12 protein-coding genes are annotated in these 11,583 nt (G+C 63.6%); 4 read left to right on the top strand and 8 right to left on the bottom strand.

Features of this window, described 5'->3' with window-relative positions:
- Positions 1 to 85 precede the first annotated feature (85 nt).
- The gene (locus tag ACPRTJ_RS15455) at positions 86 to 841 is read left to right on the top strand and encodes a phosphatase PAP2 family protein (RefSeq protein ID WP_054914826.1); all 756 of its coding nucleotides are present in this window, start codon (positions 86 to 88) and stop codon (positions 839 to 841) included.
- 87 nt (positions 842 to 928) lie between these two features.
- On the opposite strand, the gene groL is transcribed toward ACPRTJ_RS15455, so the two are convergent.
- The 5 genes from groL to ACPRTJ_RS15430 all read right to left on the bottom strand — a co-directional run bounded on the left by groL (position 929) and on the right by ACPRTJ_RS15430 (position 5,544).
- Entirely contained in the window at positions 929 to 2,578 is a 1,650-nt protein-coding gene (gene groL / locus ACPRTJ_RS15450) for a chaperonin GroEL (RefSeq protein ID WP_043862090.1), read from the bottom strand.
- A gap of 46 nt (positions 2,579 to 2,624) precedes the next feature.
- A complete protein-coding gene (locus tag ACPRTJ_RS15445; RefSeq protein WP_009050540.1) occupies positions 2,625 to 2,918 on the bottom strand; it encodes a co-chaperone GroES in 294 nt (97 codons plus the stop codon).
- Positions 2,919 to 3,179: 261 nt separating this feature from the next.
- A complete protein-coding gene (locus ACPRTJ_RS15440; RefSeq protein WP_054914827.1) occupies positions 3,180 to 3,638 on the bottom strand; it encodes an FxsA family protein in 459 nt (152 codons plus the stop codon).
- A gap of 66 nt (positions 3,639 to 3,704) precedes the next feature.
- Positions 3,705 to 4,436 (bottom strand): HugZ family protein, encoded by a 732-nt coding sequence (locus ACPRTJ_RS15435; protein WP_426427090.1) that lies wholly within the window; start codon positions 4,434 to 4,436, stop codon positions 3,705 to 3,707.
- Between the two features lie 100 nt (positions 4,437 to 4,536).
- Positions 4,537 to 5,544 (bottom strand): DUF481 domain-containing protein, encoded by a 1,008-nt coding sequence (locus tag ACPRTJ_RS15430; RefSeq protein ID WP_043862087.1) that lies wholly within the window; start codon positions 5,542 to 5,544, stop codon positions 4,537 to 4,539.
- Between the two features lie 143 nt (positions 5,545 to 5,687).
- Between ACPRTJ_RS15430 and ACPRTJ_RS15425 the strand changes: the two genes are divergently transcribed.
- Both ACPRTJ_RS15425 and ACPRTJ_RS15420 read left to right on the top strand, forming a co-directional pair.
- Positions 5,688 to 6,041, top strand: coding sequence for an MGMT family protein (locus ACPRTJ_RS15425; RefSeq protein ID WP_043862086.1), 354 nt, complete (start codon positions 5,688 to 5,690; stop codon positions 6,039 to 6,041).
- A gap of 43 nt (positions 6,042 to 6,084) precedes the next feature.
- Complete coding sequence (locus ACPRTJ_RS15420) at positions 6,085 to 7,638, top strand: AmpG family muropeptide MFS transporter (RefSeq protein WP_043862085.1); 1,554 nt, start codon at positions 6,085 to 6,087, stop codon at positions 7,636 to 7,638.
- Here ACPRTJ_RS15420 and ACPRTJ_RS15415 read toward each other — a convergent pair.
- The 3 genes from ACPRTJ_RS15415 to ACPRTJ_RS15405 all read right to left on the bottom strand — a co-directional run bounded on the left by ACPRTJ_RS15415 (position 7,635) and on the right by ACPRTJ_RS15405 (position 10,523).
- Positions 7,635 to 8,879, bottom strand: coding sequence for an MFS transporter (locus ACPRTJ_RS15415; protein ID WP_426427089.1), 1,245 nt, complete (start codon positions 8,877 to 8,879; stop codon positions 7,635 to 7,637). The genes ACPRTJ_RS15420 and ACPRTJ_RS15415 overlap by 4 nt on opposite strands.
- Positions 8,880 to 9,074: 195 nt before the next feature.
- Positions 9,075 to 9,920, bottom strand: a complete 846-nt coding sequence (locus ACPRTJ_RS15410; protein WP_043862083.1) for a mechanosensitive ion channel family protein — start codon at positions 9,918 to 9,920, stop codon at positions 9,075 to 9,077.
- A 117-nt stretch (positions 9,921 to 10,037) separates the two neighbouring features.
- Complete coding sequence (locus ACPRTJ_RS15405) at positions 10,038 to 10,523, bottom strand: YajQ family cyclic di-GMP-binding protein (protein WP_043862082.1); 486 nt, start codon at positions 10,521 to 10,523, stop codon at positions 10,038 to 10,040.
- A 116-nt stretch (positions 10,524 to 10,639) separates the two neighbouring features.
- On the opposite strand from ACPRTJ_RS15405, the gene ACPRTJ_RS15400 reads away from it, so the two are divergent.
- Complete coding sequence (locus tag ACPRTJ_RS15400) at positions 10,640 to 11,557, top strand: putative 2-dehydropantoate 2-reductase (RefSeq protein ID WP_426427088.1); 918 nt, start codon at positions 10,640 to 10,642, stop codon at positions 11,555 to 11,557.
- The last annotated feature ends 26 nt before the right edge of the window (positions 11,558 to 11,583 follow it).

Below are 11,583 nucleotides of genomic sequence, written 5' to 3'. Positions count from 1 at the left end.
GACATTTTTTTCACCCCAGCTTCACACATAGCGTAGGCGCGGCGGCACACAATCGGCAGTTTCCATTGCCTGCCTGGACCCTGCCATGCCTGCCACTCCCCCTTTGCCCGCGTCCCGCCCGCTGAACCTGTGGATTGCCCTGGGCATTCCGCTGCTGACCGCCGTGTGCCTGATCCTGCTGGAGCTGACCGACCTGGACATGGCCCTGGCCAACCTCGCGTTCGACCCGCAGGCGGGCCAGTTCATCGGTCGTCACAGCTATTTTCTCGAAGACATCCTGCATGATCGCGCCAAGGAGCTGGTCATCCTGTTCGCGGTACTGGCCATCGTCGGCTTTGCCGCCAGCTTTGTGCTGCAGCGCCTCAAGAGCTGGCGCCGGGAACTGGGTTGCCTGGTGTTGGCGATGGGCCTGTCGACCGGCTTCGTGACGCCGCTCAAGGCCGCGACGGCGGTGCAGTGCCCCTGGAGCCTGAGCGAATTCGGCGGCCAGGAAACCTACAGCAAGCTGTTAGAGGCCCGCCCCGCCACCGACAAGCCAGGGCGCTGCTGGCCGGGCGGGCATGCGGCCACGGGGTTTACCCTGTTTGCGCTGTTTTTTGTCCTGCGTGATCGCAAGCCACGCCTGGCCAAGGCCGCGCTGGTGTTCGCCTTTGGCCTGGGGGTGGTGTTTTCGGTGGGCAGGATGCTGCAGGGCGCCCACTTCTTTTCGCACAATGTGTGGACCGCAGTGTTCTGCTGGCTGATCGGGTTGGGGTGCTACTGGCTGGTGTTGTATCGCAAGCCGTCACTGGCCGCTTCGCCAGCCAGGCTGGCACCTACAGGATTCGCTGAACGTCTGTAGGAGCCAGCTTTGCTGGCGAAGGGTTTCTGCCAGACATAAAAAAGCCCCGCACAAGGCGGGGCTCTTCTTCAAGCGGGTAAGGCTGGCTTACATCATGCCGCCCATGCCGCCCATGCCACCCATGCCGCCCATGTCAGGCATGCCACCGGCAGCCTTGTCTTCAGGCGCATCGGCAACCATGGCTTCGGTAGTGATCATCAGACCACCGATCGAGGCCGCGGCCTGCAGAGCCGAACGGGTCACCTTGGCAGGGTCCAGGATGCCCATTTCGATCATGTCGCCGTACTCGCCGGTAGCAGCGTTGTAACCGAAGTTGCCCGAACCTTGCTTGACCTTGTCGACTACCACGCTTGGCTCGTCGCCGGCGTTGGCAACGATCTGGCGCAGTGGGGACTCGACGGCGCGACGCAGCAACTGGATACCCACGTTCTGGTCTTCGTTGTCACCCTTGAGCTCGGCAATGGCCTGCAGCGAGCGAACCAGCGCCACGCCACCGCCAGGTACCACGCCTTCTTCGACGGCTGCGCGGGTAGCGTGCAGGGCGTCTTCAACGCGGGCTTTCTTCTCTTTCATTTCAACTTCGGTGCCGGCACCGACCTTGATCACGGCAACACCGCCAGCCAGCTTGGCCAGACGCTCTTGCAGTTTTTCACGGTCGTAGTCCGAGGAAGTCTCTTCGATCTGGGCACGGATCTGCTTGACGCGTGCTTCGATGTCGGCTTCAACGCCAGCACCGTCGATGATGGTGGTGTTTTCCTTGGACAAGGTCACGCGCTTGGCGTTGCCCAGGTGCTCCAGGGTGGTCGACTCCAGGCTCAGGCCGATTTCTTCGGAGATCACGGTACCGCCGGTCAGGACGGCGATGTCCTGCAGCATGGCCTTGCGGCGGTCGCCGAAGCCAGGTGCCTTGACCGCAGCCACTTTCACGATGCCGCGCATGTTGTTGACCACCAGGGTAGCCAGCGCTTCGCCTTCGACGTCTTCAGCCACGATCAGCAGCGGACGACCGGCCTTGGCAACGGCTTCCAGTACTGGCAGCAGTTCGCGGATGTTGGAGATCTTCTTGTCGACCAGCAGCAGCAGCGGGCCGTCGAGCTCGGCAACCATGGTGTCCGGCTTGTTGACGAAGTAAGGGGACAGGTAGCCACGGTCGAACTGCATGCCTTCTACAACCGACAGTTCGTTTTCCAGGCCCGAGCCTTCTTCGACGGTGATCACGCCTTCTTTACCGACTTTTTCCATGGCTTCGGCAATGATTTCACCGATGGAGGTGTCGGAGTTGGCCGAGATGGTACCGACCTGAGCGATGGCCTTGGAATCGGCGCATGGCTTGGACAGGTTCTTCAGCTCTTTGACGATGGCGATGGTGGCCTTGTCGATACCGCGCTTGAGGTCCATCGGGTTCATGCCGGCAGCAACGGCCTTGAGGCCTTCGCTGACGATGGCCTGTGCCAGAACGGTAGCGGTGGTGGTGCCGTCGCCTGCTTCGTCGTTAGCCTTGGAGGCCACGTCTTTCAGCAGTTGGGCGCCCATGTTCTCGAAGGCGTCCTTGAGTTCGATTTCCTTGGCAACCGAAACACCGTCTTTGGTGATGGTTGGCGCGCCGAAGCTCTTGGCCAGAACCACGTTGCGGCCTTTCGGGCCCAGGGTCGCTTTTACCGCGTCAGCCAGAACGTTGACGCCAACCAGCATTTTCTTACGGGCGGAATCGCCGAATTTTACGTCTTTAGCAGCCATGATCGTTTAATCCTTGAATACTTTGGAGTAACGGGAAACCAGCGGATCAGCCTTCGATAACGGCGAGAATCTCGTTCTCAGCCATTACCAGCAGGTCTTCGCCGTCAACTTTCACAGTGTTGCTGCCCGAGTACGGGCCGAAAACCACCTTGTCACCCACTTTCACGGCCAGCGCGCGCACTTCGCCGTTGTCCAGGATGCGGCCGGTACCCACGGCGACGATTTCGCCACGGTTGGGTTTTTCAGCGGCCGAGCCTGGCAGAACGATACCGCCAGCGGTTTTCGATTCTTCTTCGCTGCGACGGATGACGACGCGGTCATGCAGAGGACGAAGCTTCATTGTCGATCTCTCCTGATAGTGGTTTTCATCGGCCGGTATCGTTACCGGCGTGTTGATGCTTTCGGCGTAGCCGATCGTGGACCGCGGGGCGGGCCACGCATGTATTGTCTGGGGCAAATGCCCAGAAACCTTGCGGTGACCCATACATGAGGTCGGCCAAGGCGATTACAAGGCTTGCCGATGAAAATTTTTGCAGGCCGGCGCGCCAAATGAAAAACGGCCCCGAAGGGCCGTTTCATGCTACGCGGGCGAGCGCTCGCGTCACGGGTCACGCTTTTCGTATTCGCCTTCGATCACATTGGGCTGACGCGGTGCGCCGGGCGGCGCATTGAACGGGTCGTCGCCGAAGGCGCGCTGACGCATGGCCTGGGCTTCGGCGCGCTGGCGCAGCTTGTTGGCCAGCAACCGGCGGCTGAACGGCAACAGCACGATCAGGCCGATCACGTCGCTGATGAAGCCGGGGAGCAACAGCAGACCGCCACCCAGGGCCAGCATCAGGCCGTGGAACATGTCTTCGGCCGGCAATTCGCCGCGCTGCAGGCTCGCCCGCGCACGCAGCGCGGTGGCAAGGCCCGCGACCCGCACCACCAGCACACCGAGGGCCGAGCCCGCGATGATCAGCAGCAGCGCCGGGAAAAATCCGATCGCGGTGCTGACCTTGAAAAACACATACAGCTCGAGCACCGGGAAAAGCAGAAACAGCAGTAGAAAAGCACGCATCAAGGGTTCCTCTACGCAAGATGTCCTTGCAGGTACGACCTTAAATGGTTGCTGGCCGTTGCAATTTCAACCCTCGACCGCCTCGCGATCAGGCCACTGTTCGGCGCGGGCCAGCAAAACCAGGGCTTCGCGTACTTGTATCGGTGTATTGCAAGACCTTGGAAACGCCAGCCAGTGCAGGCCCTGGCCGATGCGCAGGTGCATGCCCTCGGTATCGATCCCTACCAGCGAGGCCGGTGCGCTGGCAGGCAGGCCGCTGAGCTCGACGTAGTGCACGATGGCGTTGGCATGGTCGTCGTTCATGTGCTCGACCATGCTCACCTCGGCCTTGCCGGCGAACGGGTTGGCCAGGGTCACGTCGTCCAGCCAGTGAATCGCGCCGAAGCCGCCGATGTAGCGATGGCGCACCGGGCTGAGCACCCAGAAGTCGAAGTCGTGGGCACTGTGGTACTGGCTCGATTCGGGGAAGTAGCGGTAATAGCGCCCGGCGGCGGCCTCGATGGCCTCGGGGTCGGCCAGCTTGTGGGCCTCGGCCATCACGGTAAGACGACCCACCGCCTGCACGTCCTCGGCATCGCGCTCGCCTACCAGCAGCGAACACTTGGGGTCTTTTTGCAGGTTGTGGGTGTGCTGGGCAATGCGACTGATCAGGATCAGCGGGTTACCGTCGGCGTCCAGGCAATACGGCACCACGGAACCGAAGGGGAAGCCGGGCATCGATTTGGAATGGGTCGAGAGTACGCCACGGTACTCCTTGAGCAGCAGCTCTCTTGCCTGCCTTGCAGCCTTCGCGCTCACGGGGGTGCTCCTGGGAAAGGTGTGATCGCGACAAGCTAATCATTATCAGTGGCGATTGCCAAGGGGCCTGCAGGCGCCGGCCCCTGAATGCGAAAGCGGTTTACCAGGCCACGCCGAAGCCGACGGTGTAGCGCGTCTTGTCCAGGTCGCTGTCGCTGGTGCCGCTGATGATGTCCTTCTCGGCCTTCAGGTTCAGCGATGCCCATTCGGTGACCTTGTAGCGCAGGCCTACCTCGGCATCCAGGCTGTAGTCCGCCACGCCGCCCAGCGGCTTGCCAACCTCGCCGTTGGTGAACAGCTCGACCGACTTGCCGATCAGGTAGCGGTTGTAGTCCCACTTCACGCCCAGCGAATAGAAGTTGTCCTTGCCGCCGTCGCTGTACTCGTAGTCGGTGCGGTTGAGCAGCGAACCAAGCGAGAACGCGCCCAGCTCGTCGTCCCAGAACTGGTAGCCCGGGCCGGTACCGACCGTGCGCTGGCGGGTCAGGTCTTCGATGTGATCGCGCTTGTAGTTCAGACGCCCCTGCCAGAACCACTGCTCGGTAATGAAGCGGTCCAGCGCGTATTCGGCGCTCCAGTTGTTGGTGGTGGTCGTGTCGTTCTTGGTCTCGCGGTTGTACTCGCCCTCGGCGTTATGCCGCCAGCGACCGTGACGGGCAGTGGTCTTGAAGTCGACGTCGTAGTCGTCACTGTCGGTTTCGGCGCGCTTGTAGTCCAGTGCCAGGTCGATGTTGCCCTTCCACAGCATGTCTTCGACCAGCGGCTTGGGCTTCATGATCTGCTGGATGCTGGCCAGTTCAACCGCCTTGGGCGCCTCGCCATTGGCCAGGATCACCTGGCCGTCTTCACCGGCCTGCAGCGACTTGGCCTTCTCGCCGGTGTAGGCGTCCTGCTTGACCAGCAGTTCCTGGTCGCTCTCCAGGGTCTTGACCTTCTTCCAGTCCAGCGCGATGGAGCCACCGTACTCGGTCTGCAGCACCAGCTTGCCACCGTCGAAGACCTTGATCTTGCCGCTGAGCCGGTCGCCGTTCTTCATCCATACGGTATCGGCCACCGCAGGGGCGCAGACACCGGTCATCACAAGGCACAACAAGGCTCTAGAATACATAGGCAGTACAGAAACTCGGGTTCGCAGAAAAATCGGGCATTATCCAGATACCCGCCAGCAGAACAAGGACTGACCCTGCCAATGCCGATGAGTTCAATTCGTATTTGTGCGCCCTGCCCCCTTCACTGCCCCGCAACGCCCCGATGAGCGCGGCCTTGACCGACGCGCAGCAGCGCGCAGAAGACCGACGGACGGCGCTCTACCTGGTGCTGGGCCAACTGCCGCCAGGCAAGGTGGTCAGCTATGGTGAACTGGCGGCCATCGCCGGCCTGGGCCGCGCGGCGCGCTGGGTGGGGCGCACCCTCAGCCAGTTGCCGAGCGACACTCGCCTGCCCTGGCACCGCGTGCTGGGCGCCGGCGGACGCCTGAGCCTGGCCCTTGGCACGCCCTCCGGGGATGAGCAGCGGGCCCGCCTGCGGGCCGAAGGGGTGACCGTCCGGAACAATCGTGTGGATATGTTGCGCCATGGCTGGCGCCCGATGGAGCACAGCGGTTAGAGTGCGCGCTTTGTTTTCGCAAACTTGAGGCAGATGTTGGCCCATGCCCCGTAAAACCTGGCGCGCTGCGCTCGCTGCCTATGCCAGCCCGTCGACCCTGGTGCTGTTGCTGCTCGGCTTTGCCGCCGGCCTGCCCTATATGTTGGTGTTCTCGACCCTGTCGGTATGGCTGCGCGAAGCCGGGGTTGCCCGTGAAACCATCGGTTATGCCAGCCTGATCGGCCTGGCCTACGCCTTCAAGTGGGTATGGTCGCCACTGCTGGACCAATGGCGCCTGCCATTGCTGGGCAAGCTTGGCCGACGCCGTTCCTGGCTGGTGCTGTCACAGATCCTGGTGGTCATCGGCCTGGTCGGCATGGGCTTTTGCGACCCGCAGAAGCACCTGTCGTGGCTGATCGCGCTGGCGGTGCTGGTGGCCTTCGCCTCGGCCACCCAGGACATCGCCGTGGATGCCTACCGCCTCGAGATCGCCGGCGACCAGCGCCAGGCCGCCCTGGCCGCCAGCTACATGGCCGGCTACCGGGTCGCCGCCCTGCTGGCCACTGCGGGCGCGCTGTTCTTTGCCGAAGGGTTCGGCTCCACCGGCTTCAGCTACAAGCACAGCGCCTGGACCGGCACCTATGTGCTGTTCGGCGTGCTGATGGTGCCCGCCCTGATCACCAGCCTGCTGATGCGCGAGCCGCCCGTACCACTGCGTACCCAGCTGTCGGCGGCGCGCTACGGCTTCGGCCACCAGCTGGCCTCGGTCTTCGTGCTGATCATTCTGCTGGTGTCGGTACCTGCGATGTTCACCCAGCTGTACAACACCGATTTCGCCAGCGTGCTGTTCGAAGGCGCCAGCCTGCTCGACCTGCTGCTTGAAGACCGCGCCTTCCTGCGCGCGATCCTCTACATCACCCTCACCACGCTGTGCCTGTCGTCCATGGGGCGACGCGGGCTGGCCCCGGTGCTGACCCCGGTCAACGACTTCATCGTGCGCTACCGCTGGCAGGCGTTGCTGCTGCTGGGGCTGATCGCCACCTACCGCATGTCGGACACGGTGATGGGCGTGATGGCCAACGTGTTCTATATCGACCAGGGCTTCACCAAGGACCAGATCGCCAGCGTCAGCAAGATCTTCGGCCTGTTCATGACCCTGTTCGGGGCCGGCATGGGCGGCCTGCTGATCGTGCGCTTCGGCATCCTGCCGATCCTGTTCATCGGCGGTGTGACCTCGGCGGCGACCAACCTGCTGTTCCTGATGCTCGCCGACATGGGGCCGAACCTGCAGATGCTGGTGGTGACCATCTCGCTCGACAACTTCAGCTCGGGTCTGGCGACCTCGGCCTTCGTGGCCTACCTGTCGAGCCTGACCAACCTGAAGTTCTCGGCCACCCAGTACGCCCTGCTCAGCTCGATCATGCTGCTGTTGCCGCGCCTGATCGGTGGCTACTCAGGCGTGATGGTCGAGAAGTACGGCTATCACGACTTCTTCCTGATCACCGCGATGCTCGGGGTGCCAACGCTGATCCTGATCGCCTTGCACTGGCACCAGGAACTGCGGCGCGGCAAGCTGGCCCCCGTGGAGCCCGAGACCACCGAGCGCCCCGGAGCCTAGACCAGCGACGCCAGTTCGGCGTCGTCCTGCAGCACCGTGCGCAACGGCCACAGCGCCAGCAACCCGGCGCAACCTGCCGCCAGGGCGAAGCTCAACAGGCTCGCCCCTGCCCCCAGCATCGCCAGCAAGGCGCCGCCCAGGCCCAGCAAGGCGATGGTGATCATGCCCAGCATCGCCGACACCAGGCCCTTGCTCTGCTCGCTGGAGAACAGCGTCATGCGGTACAGCACCGCGTTGGCGATGCCCAGGCCCAGTGCGTACAGCGACATGCCCGCCACCAGGCTGAACACCGAGGGGTACAGCCAGGTGCCCAGCATGGCCGCGCCCAGGCCGATCAGATACGGCCACAGGGCCTTGCGGATCAGCACGCGCAGGCTGTAGCGCTCGGCAATGCGGTTGATGATCAGGTTGCCCGCAATCAGGCCGCCGAACACCGGCAATTGCCACAGTGCATAGTCCAGGGTGCTCAAGCCCTCGTCATGAATCAGCAGCACCGGCGACAGACCGATCCAGCCGATCAGCGGCAGGCCCACCAGGCCCAGGGCAGCGCTGCCGGCAACGAAGCGGCGGTTGCCCAGCAGTTGCCCGTAACCGGCCAGCAAGGGCAGCAGGTGGATGGGCTGGAAGGCCAGGCGCGTACCGTCGCGTCGCTCCACCCCCAGGGTTTCAGGCATGAAGCGGTACAGCGCGCACCAGGTCAGCACGGCGAACCCTGCGAACAGTACGAACAGCCAGCGCCACGACACCCATTCCAGCAGCACGGTGCCTACCAGTGGGCCGAGCAGCGGCGAAAGCAGCGCGATGTTGGCCAGCAGGGCCATCATGCGCACCGCATCCGCCTCGCTGAAGGCTTCGTTCAGGGCCGGGTAGCTGACCGTGACCACAAAGCCCAGGCCAATGCCCTGCAACAGGCGCAGCAGGTTGAACAGCTCGATGCCCTCGACCCAGTAGGTGGCCAGGCAGGCCAGGCAGAAGATGGCGCACCCCCACAGCAGCAGCGGACGCCGCCCGTAGCGGTCGGCCAGCGGGCCGATCAGCCACTGCAGCAGCACACCGCCAAGCAGGTAGAGGTTCAGCGCATGGGGGATGAATTCGGGGCTGGCATTCAGGTCGCCCACCACCGTGGGCATGGCAGGCATCACCACGTCGCTGGCCAGGTAGGTCAGCAATTCGAACAACGCCAGGGTCATGGCGAAACAGAATGCCCGGAACGGGGTGATGTTTATCAGCGGGGTAAGCATGGCAAGGCCTGGCAGGGAAAATCAGCCAGCCTGTATGCCAGAAAAGGCAAAGGTCGGACAGTAACAAGAAGTGAACAAGTGTAATCGGTGCACCCGAATCGCGGGGCAAGCCGCGCTCCCACGCGGTCATCACTGTCTCCAGACACATGATGTACCTGTGGGATCGGGCTTGACCCGCGATGAGCTCGAGGCGTGTTACTGCACGGCCGCTTCCTGCACCACACGGATTACCCGCTGCGGAAACGGGATGTCGATGCCCTCGGCCTTCAACCGGTCGCGCGCATGCTCGTTGAGCATGAACATCACGTCCCAGTAGTCAGCCGTCTTCACCCAGGCTCGCAGCGACACGGTGATCGAGCTGTCGCCCAGTGCCGAAATCACCGCCTGGGGCGCGCCCGGTTCCTGCAGCACCCGCGGGTCATTGGCCAGGTCCAGCAGCACCTTGCGCGCTACCTGCAGGTCGGCCTCGTAGTCCACGCCCACATCGAACACCACCTTGCGGGTCGGCTGGCGGTTGGTGTTGGTGATGATGCCGTTGGACAGGCTGCCGTTGGGCAGGATCACCGTCTTGTTGTCACCGGTACGCAGCACCGTGTGGAAGATCTGGATGCTGTCCACGGTACCGCTGACCCCCTGGGCCTCGATCCAGTCGCCCAGGCGGAACGGACGGAACAGCAGGATCAGCACCCCGCCGGCGAAGTTCGCCAGGCTGCCCTGCAAGGCCAGGCCGATGGCCAGGCCGGCGGCACCGATGGCGGCCACGAACGAGGTGGTCTCGATGCCGATCATCGAGGCCACGCTGACCACCAGCAGGATCTTCAGAATGATGTTCGCCAGGCTGCTGATGAAGCCTTGCAGCGCCAGGTCGGCGTTGCGCAGGGCCAGCAGCTTGCCCAGGCGGTAGGTGACCTTGTTGATCACCCACCAGCCGATGGCCAGGGTCAGCAGCGCCAGCAACAGGCGACTGCCATATTCCATGATCATCGGGATCCAGGTCTGCGAAGTCCTGACCAGCTGATCCACTTCAGCGTTCAAATCCATAGGTTGTCTCCTGATGCCGGGCGGCAAAAAACGGGGAAAGCGTGGCGCCGCAATCGTTTCAGCGGCCGCAGAAACCTCGGACGCCGAAACGGCGCCAAGGTTCCGGGTACACGGGGATCAGTCGCGGAAGTTGTTGAACTGCAGCGGCATGCCGAACTCCTTGGCACGCAGGGCCGCGATGGCTTCCTGCAGGTCGTCGCGTTTCTTGCCGGTGACACGTACCTGCTCGCCCTGGATGGCGGCCTGGACCTTGAGCTTGGCGTCCTTGATGTGGGCGACGATCTTCTTGGCCAGTTCCTTGTCGATGCCTTCCTTCAGCGTCGCTTCCTGCTTCATCACCTTGCCCGATGCGAAGGCATCCTTGACCTCCAGGCACTGCACGTCGATCTTGCGCTTGACCAGCGCCAGCTTGAGGATGTCGATCATCGCCTCGAGCTGGAACTCGGCCTCGGCGGTGAGGTTGACGGTCAGTTCCTTTTCCTTGAACTCGAAGCTGCCCTTGCCCTTGAGGTCGTAGCGGCGGTCGAGCTCCTTGACCGCGTTTTCCACGGCGTTGGTGACTTCGTGCTTGTCCAGTTCCGATACCACGTCGAACGACGGCATATCCATTCTCCAAAAAAATAAACGCACGCTCATGGGCCCCTGGTCGCAGAGCATGATGGAGCGTGCCGGGTTTGACGGTTAAAATGCGGGTTCATTATAACGGTTGCGAAACGCAGATGAGCAGCACCTGGCATATTCTCGGCGCCGGCAGCCTGGGCAGCCTCTGGGCCTGCCGCCTGGCACAGGCCGGCAAGGCGGTCCGCCTGATCCTGCGCGACCCTGCACGCCTGCACGCCTACGAGGCGGCGGGCGGACTGAGCCTGCTACACAACGGCCAGGCGCAGCGCCACGCGATCCCCGCCGAAACCGCCGATGCAGGCACGCCTATCCACCGGCTGCTGGTGGCCTGCAAGGCCTACGACGCGCCCGCGGCAGTGGCGCAGCTGGCGCCGCGACTGGCGCGCAATGCCGAGCTGGTGCTGCTGCAGAACGGCCTGGGCAGCCAGGACGAAGTCGCCAGCCAGGTCCCCCACGCACGCTGCATCTTCGCCTCCAGCACCGAGGGCGCGTTTCGCGAAGCCGACTGGCAGGTGAACTTTGCCGGGCATGGCTTCAACTGGCTGGGCGACCCGGCCAACCCGCTGCCGCCCGATTGGCTCGACGACCTGACCGACGCCGGCATCCCGCACCAGTGGACCCCGGACATCCTCACCCGGCTATGGCGCAAGCTGGCGCTCAACTGCGCCATCAACCCACTGACCGTGCTGCATGCGTGCCGCAACGGCGGCCTGGCCGAGCATCACTGCGAGGTGGCCACGCTGTGCGCGGAGCTGGCCGAGCTGCTGCAGCACTGCGGCCAGCCCGAAGCCGCCACCGATCTGCAGGTCGAGGTCGAACGGGTCATCCAGGCCACGGCGGCGAACTACTCTTCCATGTACCAGGACGTGCGCCAGGGCCGACGCACCGAGATCCACTACCTGCTCGGCCACGCCTGCCGCGTTGCCGCCCGCCACGGCCGCCATCTGGCGCACCTTGAACGGCTGCACCGGCGCCTGGTCGAACACCTGAACGCACGCGGGTTGCCCAGCGACTGAGGGCAACGCTACCCTGCCTCTCCACC

Origin of the sequence: Pseudomonas palmensis, from assembly GCF_049942755.1 — a bacterium.
GTDB lineage: Bacteria > Pseudomonadota > Gammaproteobacteria > Pseudomonadales > Pseudomonadaceae > Aquipseudomonas > Aquipseudomonas palmensis.
Note: the sequence above shows the minus strand (reverse complement) of the source record. Positions and strands in the feature narration are given on the sequence as shown.

Bases quoted from the DNA above. Each gene is read 5' to 3' on its own strand.
- ACPRTJ_RS15455 (WP_054914826.1), top strand. From the start codon at position 86: ATGCCTGCCACTCCCCCTTTGCCCGCGTCCCGCCCGCTGAACCTGTGG.
- groL (WP_043862090.1), bottom strand. From the start codon at position 2,578: ATGGCTGCTAAAGACGTAAAATTCGGCGATTCCGCCCGTAAGAAAATG.
- ACPRTJ_RS15445 (WP_009050540.1), bottom strand. From the start codon at position 2,918: ATGAAGCTTCGTCCTCTGCATGACCGCGTCGTCATCCGTCGCAGCGAA.
- ACPRTJ_RS15440 (WP_054914827.1), bottom strand. From the start codon at position 3,638: ATGCGTGCTTTTCTACTGCTGTTTCTGCTTTTCCCGGTGCTCGAGCTG.
- ACPRTJ_RS15430 (WP_043862087.1), bottom strand. From the start codon at position 5,544: ATGTATTCTAGAGCCTTGTTGTGCCTTGTGATGACCGGTGTCTGCGCC.
- ACPRTJ_RS15425 (WP_043862086.1), top strand. From the start codon at position 5,688: ATGAGCGCGGCCTTGACCGACGCGCAGCAGCGCGCAGAAGACCGACGG.
- ACPRTJ_RS15420 (WP_043862085.1), top strand. From the start codon at position 6,085: ATGCCCCGTAAAACCTGGCGCGCTGCGCTCGCTGCCTATGCCAGCCCG.
- ACPRTJ_RS15415 (WP_426427089.1), bottom strand. From the start codon at position 8,879: ATGCTTACCCCGCTGATAAACATCACCCCGTTCCGGGCATTCTGTTTC.
- ACPRTJ_RS15410 (WP_043862083.1), bottom strand. From the start codon at position 9,920: ATGGATTTGAACGCTGAAGTGGATCAGCTGGTCAGGACTTCGCAGACC.
- ACPRTJ_RS15405 (WP_043862082.1), bottom strand. From the start codon at position 10,523: ATGCCGTCGTTCGACGTGGTATCGGAACTGGACAAGCACGAAGTCACC.
- ACPRTJ_RS15400 (WP_426427088.1), top strand. From the start codon at position 10,640: ATGAGCAGCACCTGGCATATTCTCGGCGCCGGCAGCCTGGGCAGCCTC.